Here is a 20,100-nt window from a genome sequence, read left to right on the forward strand (position 1 = left end):
GGCATTCCCTCATTTTGACAAACTTTTAAGCTTGTCCCCTTTATACTTAACAAAAAAGTAAACGGGGAGTGTTTGTTACATGGGTAAAGTCAATCAGACAATCATAGAACCTGTCCAGAATGTAGACATTGAACACACCAGAATGGAATTGTCCAAAGGGATCAAGTCGGTCTATTCCAAATTGGAATGGCTTTTTGTACAAAAAGGGGTCGCGCTATTTATCATCGGATTCTTGCTTGGCAGGGCACTCATCCTGTCCCACTTGACTCCATTCGCCCTTCCTTTCTTTGCATCGGTGTATCTTGTCAGAAGGGAAAAGTCTCCGATCGCATTGCTTGGGCTGCTCGCAGGGGCAGTCACATTATCGTTCTACAGTATCAGTTATACGTTTGCGAGTACGATAATATTCCTATTAGTTTTCCGGATGACACAGAAATACCATAAAAACGAACTGAAATATGTGGCGTTCTATGTGCTGTTCACTGTACTGGGCGTCAAGCTTACCTTCAATTACATCCAGCAGGATCAGATCCTGACCATTTACAACGGTGTGATGGCGATGATTGAAGCAAGCCTTGCCTTTCTATTAACCTATATTTTTATTCAAAGTGTCCCCCTTGTGACGGTGCAACGCAGAAGAAAGTCACTGAAAACGGAAGAAGTCGTCAGTGTGATCATCCTGCTCGCTTCGATCATGACAGGGACGATCGGCTGGGCGGTTTATGGGCTATCAATCGAGCATATTTTATCTCGATACTTGGTTTTATTATTTTCGTTCGTTGCGGGTGCGACCATCGGTTCGACCGTGGGGGTCGTGACCGGACTTATTTTCAGCTTGGCCAGTGTAGCAAGCTTCTTTCAAATGAGCTTGCTTGCTTTTTCAGGTCTTTTGGGCGGATTGATGAAGGAAGGGAAAAAGTTCGGGGCGGCGATCGGTCTCTTGATCGCCACTCTCCTCATGGGCATGTACGGGGATAATGATACGGTGTTGACACAGACTTTATATGAATCCGGGGTTGCCATTCTCCTATTATTCCTGACACCTCAGAGCCTCGCGCTGCAGATCGCCAAGCATATCCCTGGTACGCCTGAGTATCAACAGGAACAGCAGGGATATATGAGAAGGGTGAGGGATGTGACCGCAAGCCGCGTCACGCAGTTTTCGTCTGTGTTTCAGGCGCTATCCAACAGCTTTCAGCAAATCGAAGAGCAAATGGTCGAGGAAGAAGACAAGGAATTCGATTACTTCCTTAGCAATGTGACGGAGAAGACATGTCAAACCTGCTTTAAGAAGGATCAGTGCTGGTCGAGGAATTTTGATAAAACGTACAATTTGATGAAGGACGTGATGAATGAGTTCGATCAAGGAAAGATCCCACTCAACCCGCGTCTTCACAGGGAGCTTGATAAGCATTGTACGAAAGAAAAGAAGCTGCAGGACACGATTTACCAGGAGCTCACCTTTTATCAGGCGAATCTTAAATTGAAAAAGCAGGTAAAAGAGAGCAGGAAGCTTGTAGCGGATCAACTGCTCGGTGTATCAGAGGTGATGAGTAATTTTGCAAAGGAGATACAAAGAGAACGGGAGAACCATTACATCCAGGAAGAGCAAATCCATGCCAGTATCAATGAGTTCGGAATTGAAATTGAAAACATCGAGATCTACAACCTGGAACAGGGACATGTGGACATCGATATGACCATCCCATACTGCGGCGGTCATGGACAAGGGGAAAAACTGATTGCACCGATGCTATCGGATATCCTAGGTGAAAACATTGTGGTGTATAAAGAGGACTGTGCACAGTTCCCGAATGGTCATTGTCAGCTGACGTTCAAATCTGCGAAGAAATTTGTCGTGGACACTGGGGTTTCCCATGCAGCCAAGGGCGGCGGCTTGGTATCCGGTGACAGTTTCTCGATGATCGAGCTTGGTGCCGGGAAATTCGCAGTGGCGATCAGTGATGGCATGGGGAACGGTGAGCGGGCACATTATGAAAGCAATGAAACACTCAGGTTGTTGAAAAAGATCCTCGAATCGGGGATCGAAGAGGAAGTCGCCATCAAATCCGTCAATTCGATCCTGTCACTGAGGACGAATGATGAAATCTTCTCGACACTTGATTTAGCCATGATCGACCTGCAGAACGCATCCTCCAAATTTTTGAAGATCGGATCGACCCCAAGCTTCATCAAGCGGGGGGATAAAGTGATGAAGATCGAAGCCAGCAACCTGCCGATGGGCATGCTGCAACAAGATTTTGATGTGGATGTCGTATCCGAGCAGTTGAAGGCCGGGGATCTCCTGATCATGATGAGTGACGGGGCCTTTGAAGGGCCGAAGCATGTAGAGAATTACGACCTTTGGATGAAACGTAAGGTGAAGGACCTTGAAACCGATGATCCGCAGGAAGTCGCGGACATCCTGATGGAAGAAGTGATCCGAACAAGCTCTGGGCTGATTGATGATGACATGACGATCCTTGTGTCAAAAATCAAGCATAATATACCGAAATGGTCATCGATCCCTGTACAGAAATCACAAGAGAAAGATAAAAAGAGAATCTCGTAAGAAGCGGGAATCCCTCTATAAAAATATTGAAATGACGTATAAATCCCCCTCGATTCGGCGAAGATGATACCATCTTTTGAATTAGGAGGGGAGTATGATGAAGACAGGTACACTTCGTCAAATTCTATTGATAACGGATGGTTGCTCAAATCAAGGGGAAGACCCGATTGCCATGGCGGCACTCGCCAAGGAGCAGGGGATCTCAGTAAATGTCATCGGGGTCATGGACAATGATGTGATCGATGATAATGGCATGCAGGAGATCGAAGGGATCGCTCTATCGGGCGGCGGGGTAAGTCAGATCGTTTATGCCCAGCAGCTTTCGCAAACCGTCCAGATGGTGACGAGAAAAGCAATGACCCAAACCCTTCAGGGGGTAGTGAATAATGAACTGAAGCAAATCCTCGGTAAATCGGCATCAATGGAAGAACTGCCTCCCGAACAGCGCGGGGAAGTAATGGAAGTAGTCGATGAGCTGGGAGAATCGGTCGACATGGAAGTGTTGATTCTTGTCGACACATCCGCAAGTATGAAACATAAGCTTCCGACCGTAAAGGAAGCCTTGCTGGATCTGTCTTTAAGCTTGAATGCTAGAATGGGAGATAATAAATTCTCGGTGTTCGTATTTCCCGGGAAACGACAAGATGTCGAAAAATTGCTGGATTGGACACCGAAGCTCGAAACCCTTACGAGCATTTTTTCGAAGCTGTCTCCTGGCGGTATCACACCGACAGGCCCTGCAATTTCAGAAGCATTGACGTATTTCAAGAAAAAACGTTCACTAAGGGGTTTGCTCTCTCGTGGCGATGATGAACAATACTTCGAAGAAACCATTTAACTTTCCGGCAGGCACCGTCATCAGGGGAAAATGGTATAAGTCGATCTACACGATTGTGAAAGAGCTCGGTTATGGTGCCAACGGAATGGTATACCTGGTACAGGGATCCTCCGGTTACCTTGCACTGAAGATGAGTGAGAGCAATGTGTCAATCACCTCTGAGGTCAATGTGTTAAAATCGTTTTCAAAGGTCCAGGGAACACCCCTTGGACCTAAACTTCATCAGGTGGATGATTGGGAAACGAGGGGCCAGCGGATCCACTTTTATGCAATGGAATATATCCAGGGAGTGAACCTGCTCGATTTCGTGCAGTCGAAAGGCTTTGCCTGGACAGGCGTACTGATTGCGCAGCTCCTTTCCGATTTGGAACGGATCCACGGTGAAGGCTGGGTATTCGGTGATCTTAAACCAGAAAATTTGATTGTTACGGGGCCGCCTTACCGCATACGCTGTATCGATGTCGGGGGGACGACGATCCAGGGAAGGGCGATCAAGGAATTCACAGAGTTCTTTGACCGGGGTTACTGGCTCGGGGCTTCTAGAAGAGCAGAGCCATCCTATGACCTATTCTCCGTCGGCATGATTTTTATCAATCTGGCATATCCGCAGCGTTTCAATAAGACCGAGACCGGGAATATGCAACAATTAAGGAAGGCGATCGGGGCAAAAAGTCAATTGAGTAAGTTCCAATCGACCATCGAAAAAGCGCTGCAAGGAACCTTCCGTTCTGCGGGGGAGATGAGGAATCATCTTCTGAACAGCCTTTCACAAGGTGGTGGGACCGTCAAGCCTCAAGCGCGTCAGCAAACTGGGACGGGGCCGGCAATCCCTTCTTCAAAACCGAAGGCGCAGCGGAGCAGGGTGCAGAATCAAAAACGTAAGAAAAGCAGTCATTTCCTTGAAACCGTACTTGTCGTCATGATTGTATCGCTGCTTTATATCTTATATATCTACGGTGAACTCCTGTAGATGATTAGAACCACGAATAGGAAACTGATACAATAAGGAAAACAAGACGTGGTAGAGGAAGTGGACATGATTGAAAAGGTGATTAAGGATTTCATCGGGCGTCACGGGCTGATTGAAACAGGGGACCGGATCGTGGTGGCTGTTTCAGGCGGACCTGACTCTTTGGCGCTGCTTCATTTTCTTCATGTGAATAGAAAAGAATGGGGAGCGGAAGTGATGGCTGCTCATCTCGATCATATGTTTCGGGGAGAGGAGTCTTATCGTGAGCTCCTTTTTGTTAAGCAGTTTTGTGAGGAACAGAGCATTGGATTCCATGGGGAGAGAATCGATGTGCCCCGTATCATGGAAGCCGAAAGCGGCAGTCTTCAAGAGATTGCAAGAAAAGTCCGTTATGATTACTTAAGAGGGATCATGAAGGAAGTATCCGCCGATAAGCTGGCGCTTGGTCATCATGGCGATGATCAGATGGAAACGATCTTGATGAAGCTCACACGGGGGTCTGCTGGCATGGGCAGGGCAGGAATTCCATATACACGTGATTTTCCGCCGGGTGAGATCATTCGCCCATTTCTTCCGATTACGAAGAAGGAGATCGAGGAATATTGCGAGGAGCATGGGCTTTCTCCCCGGAGGGATCCGAGCAATGATAAGGATGATTATACGAGGAATCGATTCCGAAGAGTCGTCATTCCTTTTTTGAAACGGGAAAATCCGCTTGCCCATCTTCAATTCCAACAATTTAGTGAAGAAATCTCAGAAGATGAACAGTATTTAGAGGAATTAACGCGACAGAAATTGAATACAGTATGGAATAATACAGAGGTTTTCTCTGCATTGGATATTAAGGGCTTCCTGGCAATGGCTGAGCCTTTACAAAGAAGAGGGATTAATCTAATATTAAACTATCTTTACAAACTTAGACCATCTTCTTTAGCAACTATACATATTTACGATGTATTGGGTATATTAAGAGGAAAATCACCTAATGCCAGCTTGGATTTACCTGGAGGTCTCCGCGTAACAAGGGCGTATGATACCTGTTATTTTCACTTTGGGGAATTAGCGACTGGTCAAGCCCCGTATTGTTATCAATTAAAGGATGACCAACCTCTCACCCTTCCAAGCGGTTCTCAATTCGTTCTCCATGATTCTTTAAAGGATATAGATGGTAGCAGCAGTGACTGTGTGTATTTAAATCGCGAAGACATTGCGCTTCCCCTGTACATCCGGACAAGGAAGGCAGGAGATCGATTGAAGATCAAGGGTTTACAAGGAACGAAGAAACTCAAATCCCTTTTCATTGACGAGAAGATCCCGCGCCATTTGCGTGAAGAGTGGCCGATTGTCACGGACTCAAAGGATGAAATCCTCTGGGTGCCTGGGATCAAGAAGTCAATTTATGATTTAGGTGAAGCAGGGGTAAATGGTTTAGTAGTACAATTTAAAAGCAATCATCTTCTAGGAGGCAGTTGAACATTGTTAAATCAGGATATTGAAAAAGTATTGATTTCAGAGGAAGAACTTCAGGCAAAGATTAAAGACTTAGGGGCTCAGCTTACAGAGGAATATCAAGATAAGTTCCCTTTGGCGATCGGTGTATTGAAAGGCGCCATGCCTTTTATGGCTGACCTTTGCAAACGGATGGATACGCACATGGAAATGGATTTCATGGATGTATCAAGCTATGGGAATTCCACTGTTTCTTCCGGTGAAGTGAAGATTGTGAAGGACTTGGATACAAAGGTGGAAGGCCGCGACATCCTGATCATCGAGGATATCATCGATAGCGGATTGACACTGAGCTACCTGGTGGAATTGTTCCGTTACCGTAAAGCAAAATCCATCAGCATCGTCACCCTTCTTGATAAACCATCCGGACGTAAAGCGGATATCACTGCTGATTACGTTGGGTTCATCGTCCCAGATGAATTCGTTGTCGGATACGGCCTTGATTATGCGGAAAGATACCGCAACCTGCCATATATCGGCGTGTTGAAACCTGAAGTGTATACAACAGGTGAATAAGCGTAATCTAAAGAAGGTATTCTAATCGTTTTATTGGTAAACATCAAGTGCAATTTGTTGTACTGCCATGATTTACTATGATACTATTTTACTTAGTTTGTTTACCCGTGGGAGGAGGTAAGGGATGAACCGGATCTTTCGAAACACCATATTCTATTTACTGGTCTTTTTAGTCATTATAGGTGTGGTGAGTTATTTCAGTAACAACAACGAACCAACCAAAAATATTGAATACAGCACTTTCATCAACCAGCTGGAAAAAGGGGATGTCCAATCATTCTCCATTCAGCCAGGCAGAGGTGTATATGAGGTAAAAGGAGAGTTAAAGGGAGCTGAAGAAGGAGAATCCTTTTTAACGTATGTCCTGACTACCGATGGCAAGTTGATGGATCAAATCAACGCCGCCGCTTCCAAGCAAGATGTTGATGTGAAAGTCTTACAAGCTAAAGAAACAAGTGGATGGGTATCGTTCTTCACAACGATCATTCCATTTGTCATCATTTTCATCCTCTTCTTCTTCTTGCTGAACCAGGCCCAAGGTGGGGGAAGCCGCGTCATGAACTTCGGTAAAAGTAAGGCGAAGTTATATAGCGAAGAGAAGAAGAAAGTCCGTTTCAAAGATGTAGCCGGAGCGGATGAAGAGAAACAGGAATTAGTAGAGGTCGTGGAATTCCTTAAAGATCCACGTAAATTCTCTGAAATAGGTGCACGCATTCCGAAAGGGGTTCTCTTGGTGGGACCTCCAGGAACAGGTAAAACGTTGCTTGCGAGAGCCGTTGCAGGGGAAGCGGGAGTACCGTTCTTCTCCATCAGTGGTTCGGACTTCGTCGAAATGTTCGTCGGGGTCGGTGCATCACGTGTACGTGACTTGTTTGAAAATGCTAAGAAAAACGCACCTTGTATCATCTTCATCGATGAGATCGATGCAGTGGGTCGCCAGCGTGGAGCAGGTCTTGGCGGAGGTCACGACGAACGTGAACAGACGCTTAACCAATTGCTTGTCGAAATGGATGGTTTCGGGGCCAACGAAGGAATCATCATCGTTGCCGCTACCAACAGACCAGACATCCTTGACCCTGCGTTACTGCGTCCAGGTCGTTTTGACCGTCAAATCACGGTTGACCGTCCGGATGTCAATGGTCGTGAAGCCGTACTCAAAGTACATGCACGCAACAAGCCTCTCGATGATACAGTCGACTTGAAGGCGATCGCGATGAGGACACCAGGTTTCTCAGGTGCTGACCTTGAAAACCTACTGAACGAGGCAGCCCTTGTGGCAGCTCGTGAAGACAAGAAGAAAATCGATATGCGCGATATCGACGAAGCGACGGACCGCGTCATCGCGGGACCAGCGAAGAAGAGCCGTGTCATATCCGAGAAGGAACGCAAAATCGTTGCCTTCCACGAAGCCGGTCATACCGTCATCGGTGTCGTATTGGATGAAGCCGATATGGTCCACAAAGTAACCATCGTTCCTCGAGGGCAGGCAGGCGGATATGCCGTCATGCTTCCTAAAGAAGACCGTTACTTCATGACAAAGCCGGAGCTTCTTGATAAGATCACGGGATTACTCGGCGGTCGCGTTGCCGAAGAAATCATCTTCGGTGAAGTTTCTACGGGTGCCCACAATGACTTCCAGCGTGCAACAGGCATTGCGCGCAAGATGGTGACTGAATACGGGATGAGTGACAAGCTCGGACCGCTTCAATTCGGTCAGCAACAAGGAGGTCAAGTGTTCCTTGGACGTGACATCAATAGTGAACAAAACTATTCAGATGCCATCGCCCATGAAATCGACATGGAAATGCAGCGCCTGATCAAGGAAAGCTATGCACGTGCGAAAAAGATTCTTACAGAGAATCGCGATAAGCTTGAACTGATTGCCAAAACGCTGCTTGACGTCGAAACACTGGATGCGGCACAAATCAAGCATCTAGTCGATCACGGAACGCTGCCTGAACGCGTTTACGAATCCGACAAAGCTGGCAACAGCGACGTCAAAGTAAACATCCAAAAGAAAAACGAACAAAATGTGATCGAAGCAGAAACGCCTTCTACCAAAGAAGACGAATCCGACAAAAACGATCGCGTCTAATACAGAAAGACTGCACCTTTAAATGGGTGCAGTCTTTTTTGGTTTATGTAGATGTAACCTAACCGTAAACGTACAAAGATTTCTATAGAGGGTTTTTATGAGTACATTAGTCGAGGGATCTAAAATATTTAACGGCGCATTTGTTTTATAGAACAAACAAGTTAATTTTTAACGGATCCAGCTGGTGATTGGAGTGGAAGACGAAGACTCCTAATCGAAAAGCGGAAGGGCTTTGAAGAGAGGCGTGTGGCATAAGACGAATTGGCCACGAAGGCGTTCTTTGCCTTCTTGGTCGGTTTGGCTTATGACATGTGCCTCTAAGCCCTGAAGCTAGACAGCAATTACCTTGCCGAGGAGGCTCACCAACCGCCCGCGGAAAGCGAAGTCTTCCACGGAAATCAACAGCGGCCTACAAAGGAGAAACTAGGTCCCGACCAAAGTTTTAAATCCATTAATATCAAGCCCCAGCTTTTGTACTTACCTATTATTTATCAGATATGGTATGATGTTTGCAGTGTGTGAAAACAATTGGCTTAGTAGGTGAAAAAATGATCTTTGTAATGGATGTAGGTAATACAAATATCGTATATGGCGTATATGAAGGCGACCATTTAAAATATCATTGGAGATCGGAAACCAATCGACATAAGACCGAAGATGAATTCGGCATGCTGGTGAAAAACCTGTTTCAGCACGTCGACTTGAAATTTGAAGACATAGACGGAATCATCATTTCCTCTGTAGTACCACCCATCATGTTCAGCCTCGAGCGCATGTGCGAAAAATACTTCCACATCACCCCGCTCGTAGTCGGGCCTGGCATCAAGACAGGATTGAATATTAAATATGAAAATCCTCGTGAAGTGGGTGCGGACCGTATTGTCAACGCGGTGGCAGGCATTCATGAATACGGAGGTCCCCTTATCATCGTTGATTTTGGTACTGCTACAACGTACTGCTATATTAATGAAGATCGGCAGTATATGGGCGGGGCCATTGCACCTGGAATCGGAATCTCCACAGAGGCTCTTTATTCAAAGGCAGCCAAGCTTCCAAGGATTGAAATTGCCCGACCTGACGACATCATCGGGAAGAATACCGTAACGGCGATGCAAGCAGGCATCCTATATGGATATGTCGGACAAGTTGAGGGAATCGTACAAAGAATGAAAGCGCAAAGTAAAGAAGAACCAACCGTCATTGCTACCGGTGGTCTTGCCACTTTGATCTCGAAAGAATCGAATTCGATTGATGTGGTGGATCCATATCTGACCCTTAAAGGATTGAAATTGATATACAAACGGAATAAGAACTAAGAGAGAAAGAAAGGAGAAAGAAAATGAGCGATTATTTAGTTAAAGCATTGGCTTACGATGGACAAGTGCGTGCGTATGCGGTGAAAAGCACCGAAACCGTCGGTGAAGCCCAAAGAAGACATGATACATGGCCGACTGCATCGGCAGCCCTTGGTCGATCCATCAGTGCGGGAGTGATGATGGGTGCCATGCTTAAAGGGGAGAACAAGTTAACCATTAAAGTCGAAGGCGGAGGTCCGATCGGAGCGATCATCGTGGACAGCAACGCCAAGGGGAATGTACGGGGATATGTATCCAACCCTCATGTCCATTTCGATTTGAATGAACAAGGGAAGCTAGATGTCCGCCGGGCAGTCGGAACATCAGGAACGCTTTCCGTCGTAAAAGATATCGGTATGAGAGATCACTTCTCCGGTCAGGTGCCGATTGTATCAGGCGAACTCGGTGAAGATTTCACATATTACTTCGTGACATCAGAGCAAGTCCCTTCTTCCGTCGGAGTAGGTGTCCTTGTGAACCCGGATAATACAATCCTTGCTGCAGGAGGATTCATCCTTCAGTTGATGCCGGGTACGGATGATGAGACGATCACAAAGATTGAAGAGAGATTATCAAAAATCCCGCCAATCTCTAAATTGATCGAAAAAGGACTCACACCTGAAGAAATCCTTGAACAGGTCCTTGGAGAAGGTGAAGTGAAGGTATTGGAAACGATGCCGATCTCCTTTACATGTCAGTGTTCGAAAGAACGATTTGCAAATGCCATCATCAGCCTTGGTGAAACGGAGATCCAGGATATGATTGATGAGGACCGCCAAGCTGAAGCGAAGTGCCACTTCTGCAATGAAACATACGTATTTTCCGAGGATGAATTGAAAGAGCTGAAAGAAGAAGCAAAATAATCAGTGCCTAATGCGAAAGAAACATTCTCAGCAGTGCGTAAGCGAAGCCGAACGATAAACAAATCAATCAGGGAGATCGACCGTTCATGAAATTGAAACTCAAACCAACCCCTTTACTGATTGCAATAGCCTTGTTACTTGTGACCAATATCGTCACCCTGGTCCTATGGTTGAAGCCGGAGGCCTCCCCGAGCATGGGTGGAATGAAAGCCGGGAGCGAAGTCGTTGCCACCGTTGGGGACGATTCGATTTCCCGTGAGGAATGGCTTTATTCCCTTGAGCAAAAATACGGGGAGCAAGAGCTGAAACAGATGGTCAACCATAAGGTGATTGAAAAAATCGCAAAGAAGTACAACATCACTGTATCTGAAAAAGAAGTGAATAAAGAATATGAATTAATCCGTTCTGCTTATCACACTTTTGATGAAGAATACACCGAAGATGAAGAGACCGTCAAAGCCCAAATCAGGACAGACTTATTACTGGAAGAACTTTTGACAAAAGATGTAGAAGTACCGGAAGCGGATATGAAGAAATTCTATGAGCAAAATGAAGAAATGTATCAGATTCCTAAAATGTTCGGTTTAAAGCAAATCGTTGTCAGCGACCGGTCTGAGGCCGATCAGGTCATCAAAGAGCTAGAAGGCGGTTCAAGCTTTGACGTTCTTGCCATGGAGCGATCGATCGACGCTCAAAGTGCTCATCTTGGAGGCGATATCGGCTATATCCCGGAAGAAAGTGAACTATTGACCGGTGATGCCGTGAGTGAACTTGGAAGTTTGAGTAAAGGCGAATGGAGCCGACCGGTGAAATCCGGTTCGGGCTATACAGTTTATCTTCTGGAAGGCAGCATAGATGAGAAGCATTTCAGCTATGAAGATGTAAAATCCCAAATTCGCCGCCAGCTTGCCATTGAACAGGTGGAAACACCTCTTATTCCAGAGTCCTTCTGGGATGAAGCGGGTGTTGAATGGTTTTATGGTGTTGAACAGTAAGGAGAAGACCGGCCCGCCAGCCGGTCTTTTTTCATTAAACATGAGTGGTCCATCCAAGCTTGGCTTGGGTTTGTCATCCACTAATACATAATGGCGATGGGTTTTACGAAACATAGAAGGGATATCTATTGAATAGAGTAGAATGGGGATACAGTGATTCCGGCCGGGAGCGGTCTTCACTGGTGAAGTCGCCGGTAGACAACGAGCGTTTTGATTGACAAATATATTGAATATTGTTACATTTTAGAAAAGAAATCCAACGAAATTACTTGGGATTAGGAGTGAAGAGTGAATGGTGAGAGTTGCGAATTCAATTTCGGAATTGATCGGTCAAACACCCATTGTGAAGCTTAACCGCCTGGTAGATGAAAATAGTGCGGATGTTTACTTGAAGCTGGAGTATATGAATCCTGGTAGCAGTGTAAAGGATCGGATTGCACTTGCGATGATTGAGGACGCTGAAAACACCGGGAAGATCAAACCGGGAGATAGCATCGTGGAGCCGACGAGCGGCAATACGGGGATAGGTCTCGCGATGGTCGCGGCTGCGAAAGGGTTCAAAGCGGTCTTGGTGATGCCTGATACGATGAGTATGGAAAGGCGCAATCTTTTAAAGGCCTACGGTGCCGAACTTGTTTTGACACCGGGATCCGAAGGGATGGGCGGTGCGATCCGCAAGGCGGAAGAGCTTGCGGCCGAGAAGGGCTACTTCATGCCGCAGCAATTCAAGAATCAGGCAAACCCAAAAGTGCATAGGGAAACGACAGGCAAAGAAATCGTTGAGCAAATGGGCGGGCAGCTCGATGGCTTCGTGGCTGGGATCGGAACGGGTGGAACCATCACCGGAGCCGGTGAAGTACTGAAGGAACATTATCCATCCATTAAGTTATACGCGGTCGAACCGACCGACTCGCCGATCCTGTCCGGCGGAAAACCAGGGCCTCATAAAATCCAAGGCATCGGAGCGGGCTTCGTTCCCGACATCCTGAATACATCTGTGTATGATGAAGTGATCAAAGTGAGGAATGAAGAAGCGTTTGATTTTGCGCGCAGGGCGGCGAAGGAAGAAGGCATCCTCGGGGGGATTTCCTCAGGGGCGGCCATCTGTGCAGCCCTTAAGGTGGCGAAAGAACTCGGTAAAGGGAAGAAAGTGCTCGCCGTCATCCCGAGTAACGGGGAACGCTATTTGAGCACCCCGCTTTATCAATTTGATAATGAGTAACATCATGACAGGATCCTGAAGCGGCACTCGCTTCGGGATTTTTTTGTTATGAACCCTGTTAAAGGGTATTGTTCTGTTTAACCGGACCCGGCTAGTGGTTTGAGTGAAAGTGAGGTCTTTCATGGGGTCGGGCATCGGTGTTTGTGCTCTTTGAAGATATACTAGGATAAAACCCCCGTTTCCAAACTTTCAACAGTGAAACCTTCCTTCACATCATGTATCATGAAAGAAGATAATGAGTAGGAGTGTGAAGGAAGTGCAACACCTATATTTTCAGAAGAACCTTACAACAAAAGAACAATTCTTTTCAGCATACGAACAACTGAGTCAGGACCAATCTCACCATGTCTTGCTGGAAAGCGGTCGGGGTGGACGATATAGTGTTGCCGGACTTCAACCTAAAACGGTATTGGAAAGTGCGGATGGTGGACTCAAGATCCATGATCAGACAGGCTCCGGCTTCATGCCGGGAGACCCCCTCATCGAACTGGAGAAATGGCTACAGCCACTGGAAACGGAGAAACAGCCTGACCTTCCTGACTTTCAAGGAGGTGTCATCGGTTTCCTGAGCTATGACTACGCGAGGAGAATCGAGAAGCTGCCAACCTTGAGTGATGATGACCTCGAAATCCCTGAAGTGTATTTCTTGTACCTCGATCAGTGGGTGGTCTTCGATCATAAGGAGGACACGCTATGGACGATGATCCTGTCCGAGGAAGGGATAGGGGAAGCGAAAAACCGGTTAGAGGCGTGGACTTCATTGTGGCAGGACAACCTAAGGGAGCAGAAGCAGGAAGATATGGTGAAAACGGACAATGAACGCTCCGAGATCAACGTATCCATGGATGAAACACAGTTCGCGGAGGCAGTAGAGAGAATCCAGGATTACATTTCGCAAGGGGATGTGTTCCAAGTGAATCTGTCTGTGCGGCAATCCCAGGAACTGAAAGTCGAGCCGTTTGCGGTATACAAAAAATTGCGTGAACTGAACCCATCTCCGTACATGAGCTATATCCATACGCCGGACTTCCAGATTGTGTCCGGATCCCCTGAACTGCTGGTGAAGAAAAATGGGGAGGAACTGAGTACAAGGCCGATTGCCGGTACACGCTCTCGTGGAAAAGACGCAGCCGAGGATGAAGCGCTGGCGAACGAGCTCATTGATAACGAGAAGGAGCGTGCAGAGCATGTCATGCTTGTGGACCTTGAACGTAACGATCTGGGCAGGGTCTGCCGATATGGGTCCGTTGAGGTCGATGAATTCATGGTCATTGAGAAGTATTCACATGTCATGCATATCGTGTCCAATGTAAAAGGGGTGCTCGATCAGCATAAATCAAAATCGGATGTCATCCGTGCCGTCTTTCCGGGAGGTACGATCACCGGTGCGCCAAAGGTGAGGACGATGGAGATCATCGAAGAACTTGAACCGGTGAGAAGGGGCATCTATACAGGCTCGATCGGCTGGATCGGGGTGAATGGGGATATGGAATTGAATATCGTCATCCGGACGATGCTTGTAAAAGAGGGCGAAGCCTATATCCAGGCGGGTGCAGGCGTCGTCATCGATTCGAATCCGAAGCATGAATATAAAGAGTCACTGAAGAAAGCCAGGGCCCTTTGGGTGGCAAAAGCCATGGCGGAAGGAAAGGGGGATCATCAATGATCCTGATGATCGATAATTATGATTCATTCACATACAATCTGGTTCAATTTTTAGGGGAACTAGGAGAAGAGCTTGTGGTCCGTAGAAATGATGAGATTACCATACGAGAAATTGAAGAGATGGCACCGGACTACCTGATGATCTCCCCAGGGCCGTGCAGCCCGGATGAAGCTGGAGTCAGTCTGGAGGCAATCACCCATTTTGCTGGGAAGATACCGATCTTCGGCGTATGTCTCGGTCACCAATCCATTGCCCAGGTATTCGGTGGTGATGTCATCCGTGCCGAACGTCTCATGCACGGGAAGGTATCCCTCATGTATCATGACGGAAAATCGATATTCGAGGACATGCCGAATCCTTTCGAAGCGACAAGATATCATTCTCTCATCGTTAAACGGGAAACCCTTCCCGAGTGCTTCGATATTACCGCAGAAACGTCAAAGGGTGAGATCATGGCCATCCGTCATAAAGAGCTTGCCATTGAAGGTGTACAGTTCCATCCGGAGTCCATCATGACGCAAGAAGGGAAGAAACTGTTGAAGAACTTTCTTGAAGCTTATAAGAAAGTCGAGATACCGGTATAATGTATATCTATATGAACGGGAACATCGTCCATCAGTCACAAGCATCGATTTCACCGTTTGATCACGGCTACTTGTACGGATTGGGTGTCTTTGAAACATTCCGCACCTATGACGGACACCCCTTTCTATTGGGGGATCACGTATCCAGATTGAAACAGGGGCTTGGAGCACTTGCCATTGAAATGGATATCCATCTCGATGAAGTCACAGAAATCGTTCGTACATTATTGAAAAAGAACGGCTTGGAAGATGCGTACTGCCGATTGAATGTGTCGGGGGGACCAGGTGAGATCGGGTTGAGAACGACTCCTTATGAACAAGGGACGATCATCCTTTTTCAAAAAGCGTTGCCGGCACCTTCCCCGCTTCGTGAAAAAGAAGGTGTCGTCCTCAGGCTGAGGCGAAGCACCCCTGAAATCGATGTGCGCTTGAAATCTCATCATTACCTCAACAATCTTGCCGCCAAAAGGGAGATCGGACCGTCGGCGGATCAAGAAGGGATCTTTCTGACCGCAGATGGTTATGTATGCGAAGGGATCACCTCGAACATCTTCTGGGTCAAGGGTGGAGAGCTTTACACCCCTTCCGTCGAGACCGGGTTGTTGGACGGGATTACACGACGGTTCATTCTCGCTTCGGCACAGCGGTTGAATATACCTGTTCATGAAGGCTTGTTCAAGGTTAGTGACCTGAATTCGTCAGACGAGCTGTTCTTCACGAATTCCGTACAGGAAATCATCCCTGTCAATCGGGTGGGGGACCGTTGTTTCCCGGGAAAGTCAGGAACGTATACAAGACAACTGCATGAGCACTACCAGCGATATGTCACTCATTTGGACTTCATTGAAGAAATGGAAGGAGGGAATCAACATGCAGGAGACGATTATATGCGGTAACCATGAATTGGATTATTCAAGAAAGACCCTGATCATGGGGATCCTGAATGTCACCCCGGATTCATTCTCGGACGGGGGATCGTATGATTCTGTACAAAAGGCTGTGGAGCGCGCAAAGGAAATGGTTCGGCAAGGTGCGGACCTGATTGACGTAGGCGGAGAATCGACCCGTCCAGGTCACACGCCTGTTACGGCAGAGGAAGAAATCAAAAGGGTCATCCCGATCATAAAGGCACTTGTGGAAGAAGTGGATGTCCCGATTTCGATTGACACGTATAAGGCTGAAACGGCCAAGGCGGCACTCGAAGCCGGCGCCCATATCATCAATGATGTTTGGGGTGCGAAGAAAGATCCCCACATGGCGGGAGTGGCCGCCGAGACGGGGGCTCCGATCATCCTGATGCACAACCGCGTTGAACCTGAGTATAAGGAATTCATGAAAGACGCCGTTCAAGACTTGCAGGAGAGCATCAAGATCGTGAAGGAAGCGGGAGTGAAGGATGAGCAAATCATCCTTGACCCTGGGATCGGCTTTGCTAAAACGTTCGAACAGAATCTTGAAATGATGAGGCATGTAGATGTCCTTGTATCCCTTGGTTATCCGGTCCTTTATGCCACGTCCCGTAAGAGGGTGATCGGTCACGTACTTGATCTTCCGGTCGACGAGCGGATGGAAGGGACCGGCGCGACAGTGTGTTGGGGGATCCAGAAGGGGTGCCAGATTGTACGTGTACACGATGTCAAAGAAATGGCGCGGATGGCGAAAATGATGGATGCATTAATGGGAAAGGGGCAGTACCATGGATAAAATCTTAGTGAATGAAATGGAGTTTTACGGATATCACGGCGTATTCCCGGAGGAAAACAGACTGGGGCAGCGATTCCGTGTCAGCGCGGAGCTTCATCTTGATTTGAGCAAGTCTGGAAAGAGCGATGCCCTTGAAGACTCCGTCAACTATGCTGACGTGTATACCCTGACAAAGTCTGTAGTAGAAGGTGAACCTCTTAATCTGGTGGAAGCGGTGGCTGAAAGGATCTCCTCTAAGATTCTCGAGTCCTTCGACATCGTCCAAGCGTGCAAAATTACTCTCATTAAGCCTGATCCTCCGATTCCGGGCCATTATCGTTCGGTAGCGGTGGAAATCACGAGGAGTCGATCACATGAATAACATCGCATACATCTCCCTCGGATCAAATATGGGGGAAAGGGAGGTTTATCTGGAAAAAGCCATAAATATCCTCCATAGTCATGGTAAGATAGAGGTACTAAGAAAATCGTCCATGTATGAAACGGATCCAGTAGGATTCACTGAACAAGGTAAATTTCTGAATATGGTCATTGAAGTGCGTACGGCTTTACGTCCGGAAACTCTGCTGCAGCAATGCCTGCAGGTGGAATGCGACCTCGGGAGGATAAGGGAGTTCAAGTGGGGACCGAGAATCATAGACCTGGATGTCTTACTCTACAATAATGAGAAAGTTGAAACAGAAAATCTGCTCATTCCACATCCAAGGATGGAGAAGAGAGCCTTTGTCCTGATACCTCTCTTGGAACTAGAACCGTCAATCGGTCATCCAGTTCTAGGCACTCCATTCAGTCGCTTCCTGGACGAAATACCTGACAAAGAAGGAGTTCGGTTATGGAAACAGATATATGGGGAAGACGTGTTCGTGCATTCAGAAAATTAAAAGGCCTTACCCAGGAAGGGCTGGCCAAGGAACTTGGCATCTCTGTCTCCGTCCTTGGGGAAGTGGAAAGAGGGAGCCGGGTCCCGAAGGAGGACTTCCTGGTTAAGGTGGCGGAAGTGCTCCAGATATCCCTCGATGATCTTGATCCTAAAGGGGAATTGGAGAATAGGCAATAGTCCGATGAAAGAAGCGGATCGAGAAGGACAGCGGGTGCCCCTGTGTGTTTTCTCTCATAATATGTTATTCTAAAAAAGGCTTGATTCCATTCGTGATATCCATCATGGACGGAGCGGCCTTTTTTAGATGATTTCTATAACCATATCCATAAGCCTTCAATGGCACACGAGGGACGGTTTTCTTAAAGAACTGAAACTTTAGGGGTGTTACAAACCCGGATATTGTGTAAAATAGTATGGTATATATTCGTATTAGTCTAGTAAAGCAGGAAAGCAGATAGAATAGGAGTGAAAATAAATGAGTCACGAAGAAATAAATGACCAGTTTCGCGTAAGGCGCGAAAAGATGGAGTCCATCCGTGAAAAAGGGTTGGATCCGTTCGGTAAACGTTTCGACCGTACACACAGCTCATCGGAAATCAAAGCACAATATGATGAGTTTTCGAAAGAGGAGCTCGAAGAAAAAGAGATCTCTGTTACAATTGCAGGTCGTATCATGACCAAACGCGGAAAAGGGAAAGCCGGATTTGCCCACCTTCAAGATTTAGAAGGACAAGTCCAAATCTATGTGCGTAAAGATGCTGTCGGGGAAGAAGCTTATGAATACTTTAACACGGCAGATCTTGGCGATATCGTAGGGATCACGGGAACGGTATTCAAAACGAAGGTAGGGGAGCTTTCAGTCAAAGCAAAAGAATTCACATTGCTGACAAAGGCATTGCGTCCTCTTCCTGAAAAGTTCCACGGCTTGAAAGACGTAGAGCAACGTTATCGTCAGCGCTACCTTGACCTGATCACAAGCCAGGAAAGCAAGGAGACGTTCATCGCCCGCAGCCGCATCATCCGCGAGATGAGAAGATACCTGGATAACAACGGATACCTTGAAGTGGAAACACCAATGATGCATTCCATCGCCGGTGGGGCTTCTGCACGTCCGTTCACGACTCATCATAACGCCCTTGATATGCCACTTTACATGCGTATCGCAATCGAGCTTCATCTGAAGCGCCTGATTGTGGGCGGTCTTGAAAAAGTATACGAAATCGGCCGCGTATTCCGTAATGAAGGGGTATCAACGCGACACAATCCTGAATTCACGATGATCGAGCTGTATGAAGCATATGCTGATTACCGCGACATCATGGCTTTAACGGAAAACCTCGTTGCCCATATCGCAAAAGAGGTGCTCGGTTCTACAACGGTTCAATACGGGGATTACGAAGTGAACCTCGAACCTGAGTGGACTCGCCTCCATATGGTGGATGCTGTCAAGGAGCATACAGGAGTGGACTTCTGGAAGGAAATGTCCGATGAAGAAGCGCGTGCACTTGCCAAGGAGCACGGCATCGAAATCAAGGACAACATGCAATATGGACATGTAGTAAATGAATTCTTCGAGCAAGTAGTAGAGGACAAGCTTATCCAGCCTACATTCATTTATGGTCATCCGGTGGAGATTTCCCCACTTGCGAAGAAAAATGATGAAGATCCTCGTTTTACTGATCGTTTCGAGTTGTTCATTGTGGGCCGTGAGCACGCAAACGCGTTTACGGAGCTAAACGATCCGATCGATCAAAGAGAACGATTTGAAGCACAATTAAAAGAAAGAGAAGAAGGAAACGATGAAGCGCACATGATGGATGATGACTTCATTGAAGCATTGGAATACGGTTTGCCTCCAACTGGAGGACTTGGTATCGGGATCGACCGACTCGTTATGCTATTGACGAACTCACCATCGATCCGCGACGTCCTGCTGTTCCCATTGATGCGCCATCGTGACTAATCTACTTTATATGGAAAGCAGCGGCTGACGGCCGCTGCTTTTTCTATATGAAAGGATTGATTATCGGATCTATTTCAAATATGTTTAGATGTTTTTTAAAAAGAAATAAAAAAAGTTGAAAAAACCTCTTGCACCATTATTCAGATGGTGGTATATTATTATCTGTTGCCGCAAAACACGGTGAACAACACAAAAAACTTTTTAAAAAAAGTTGTTGACACATCGCTGTTGATGCTGTAATATTTAAAGGGTCGCTTCAAACGAAGCACTTAACAAATTGAACCTTGAAAACTGAACAAAACAAGACAATACGTCAACGTTAATTCTAGATTTACCGTAACGAATATCGTTACAAAAAAGAGCTATTC

The 20,100-nt window shown here is 46.8% G+C and carries 18 protein-coding genes; all 18 read left to right on the forward strand.

All coding sequences use genetic code 11. The features are described 5' to 3' along the window. Positions 1-79: 79 nt before the first annotated feature. On the forward strand, positions 80-2,572 hold the full coding sequence (spoIIE, locus tag LCM10_RS20220; RefSeq protein ID WP_224878341.1) for a stage II sporulation protein E: 2,493 nt from the start codon (positions 80-82) through the stop codon (positions 2,570-2,572). A 97-nt stretch (positions 2,573-2,669) separates the two neighbouring features. Further along, positions 2,670-3,410: a VWA domain-containing protein gene (locus LCM10_RS20225; RefSeq protein ID WP_224878394.1), complete on the forward strand. Its 741-nt coding sequence runs from the start codon at positions 2,670-2,672 to the stop codon at positions 3,408-3,410. Next, on the forward strand, positions 3,379-4,380 hold the full coding sequence (locus tag LCM10_RS20230; protein WP_224878396.1) for a protein kinase domain-containing protein: 1,002 nt from the start codon (positions 3,379-3,381) through the stop codon (positions 4,378-4,380). The genes LCM10_RS20225 and LCM10_RS20230 overlap by 32 nt, the downstream gene beginning before the upstream one ends. A gap of 48 nt (positions 4,381-4,428) precedes the next feature. After that, complete coding sequence (gene tilS / locus LCM10_RS20235; protein WP_224878343.1) at positions 4,429-5,853, forward strand: tRNA lysidine(34) synthetase TilS; 1,425 nt, start codon at positions 4,429-4,431, stop codon at positions 5,851-5,853. Positions 5,854-5,856: 3 nt separating this feature from the next. Continuing rightward, the gene (gene hpt, locus LCM10_RS20240; RefSeq protein ID WP_224878345.1) at positions 5,857-6,405 is read left to right on the forward strand and encodes a hypoxanthine phosphoribosyltransferase; all 549 of its coding nucleotides are present in this window, start codon (positions 5,857-5,859) and stop codon (positions 6,403-6,405) included. Positions 6,406-6,529: 124 nt separating this feature from the next. Next, positions 6,530-8,500, forward strand: coding sequence for an ATP-dependent zinc metalloprotease FtsH (ftsH, locus tag LCM10_RS20245; RefSeq protein WP_224878347.1), 1,971 nt, complete (start codon positions 6,530-6,532; stop codon positions 8,498-8,500). Positions 8,501-9,048: 548 nt separating this feature from the next. Then, positions 9,049-9,816 (forward strand): type III pantothenate kinase, encoded by a 768-nt coding sequence (locus LCM10_RS20250; RefSeq protein WP_224878349.1) that lies wholly within the window; start codon positions 9,049-9,051, stop codon positions 9,814-9,816. Between the two features lie 23 nt (positions 9,817-9,839). After that, a complete protein-coding gene (gene hslO / locus LCM10_RS20255; protein WP_224878351.1) occupies positions 9,840-10,718 on the forward strand; it encodes an Hsp33 family molecular chaperone HslO in 879 nt (292 codons plus the stop codon). An 86-nt stretch (positions 10,719-10,804) separates the two neighbouring features. Next, on the forward strand, positions 10,805-11,713 hold the full coding sequence (locus LCM10_RS20260) for a peptidyl-prolyl cis-trans isomerase (protein ID WP_224878353.1): 909 nt from the start codon (positions 10,805-10,807) through the stop codon (positions 11,711-11,713). Between the two features lie 292 nt (positions 11,714-12,005). Beyond that, a complete protein-coding gene (gene cysK, locus LCM10_RS20265) occupies positions 12,006-12,935 on the forward strand; it encodes a cysteine synthase A (RefSeq protein ID WP_224878355.1) in 930 nt (309 codons plus the stop codon). Between the two features lie 235 nt (positions 12,936-13,170). Continuing rightward, a complete protein-coding gene (gene pabB / locus LCM10_RS20270; RefSeq protein WP_263621571.1) occupies positions 13,171-14,601 on the forward strand; it encodes an aminodeoxychorismate synthase, component I in 1,431 nt (476 codons plus the stop codon). Then, on the forward strand, positions 14,598-15,185 hold the full coding sequence (gene pabA / locus LCM10_RS20275; protein WP_224878359.1) for an aminodeoxychorismate/anthranilate synthase component II: 588 nt from the start codon (positions 14,598-14,600) through the stop codon (positions 15,183-15,185). The genes pabB and pabA overlap by 4 nt, the downstream gene beginning before the upstream one ends. Continuing rightward, positions 15,185-16,081, forward strand: coding sequence for an aminodeoxychorismate lyase (pabC, locus tag LCM10_RS20280; protein ID WP_224878361.1), 897 nt, complete (start codon positions 15,185-15,187; stop codon positions 16,079-16,081). Before pabA ends, pabC begins: the two co-directional genes overlap by 1 nt. Continuing rightward, positions 16,056-16,889 (forward strand): dihydropteroate synthase, encoded by an 834-nt coding sequence (gene folP, locus LCM10_RS20285; protein WP_224878363.1) that lies wholly within the window; start codon positions 16,056-16,058, stop codon positions 16,887-16,889. Before pabC ends, folP begins: the two co-directional genes overlap by 26 nt. Then, the gene (gene folB / locus LCM10_RS20290) at positions 16,882-17,250 is read left to right on the forward strand and encodes a dihydroneopterin aldolase (protein WP_224878365.1); all 369 of its coding nucleotides are present in this window, start codon (positions 16,882-16,884) and stop codon (positions 17,248-17,250) included. Before folP ends, folB begins: the two co-directional genes overlap by 8 nt. After that, on the forward strand, positions 17,243-17,770 hold the full coding sequence (folK, locus tag LCM10_RS20295) for a 2-amino-4-hydroxy-6-hydroxymethyldihydropteridine diphosphokinase (protein WP_224878367.1): 528 nt from the start codon (positions 17,243-17,245) through the stop codon (positions 17,768-17,770). The genes folB and folK overlap by 8 nt, the downstream gene beginning before the upstream one ends. Next, positions 17,722-17,946: a helix-turn-helix domain-containing protein gene (locus LCM10_RS20300; RefSeq protein ID WP_224878369.1), complete on the forward strand. Its 225-nt coding sequence runs from the start codon at positions 17,722-17,724 to the stop codon at positions 17,944-17,946. Before folK ends, LCM10_RS20300 begins: the two co-directional genes overlap by 49 nt. A gap of 298 nt (positions 17,947-18,244) precedes the next feature. Next, the gene (gene lysS / locus LCM10_RS20305) at positions 18,245-19,732 is read left to right on the forward strand and encodes a lysine--tRNA ligase (RefSeq protein ID WP_224878371.1); all 1,488 of its coding nucleotides are present in this window, start codon (positions 18,245-18,247) and stop codon (positions 19,730-19,732) included. Positions 19,733-20,100: the final 368 nt, after the last annotated feature.

The sequence above is a fragment of the Rossellomorea aquimaris genome, from assembly GCF_020171925.1.
GTDB classification, from domain to species: Bacteria; Bacillota; Bacilli; order Bacillales; family Bacillaceae_B; genus Rossellomorea; species Rossellomorea aquimaris_F.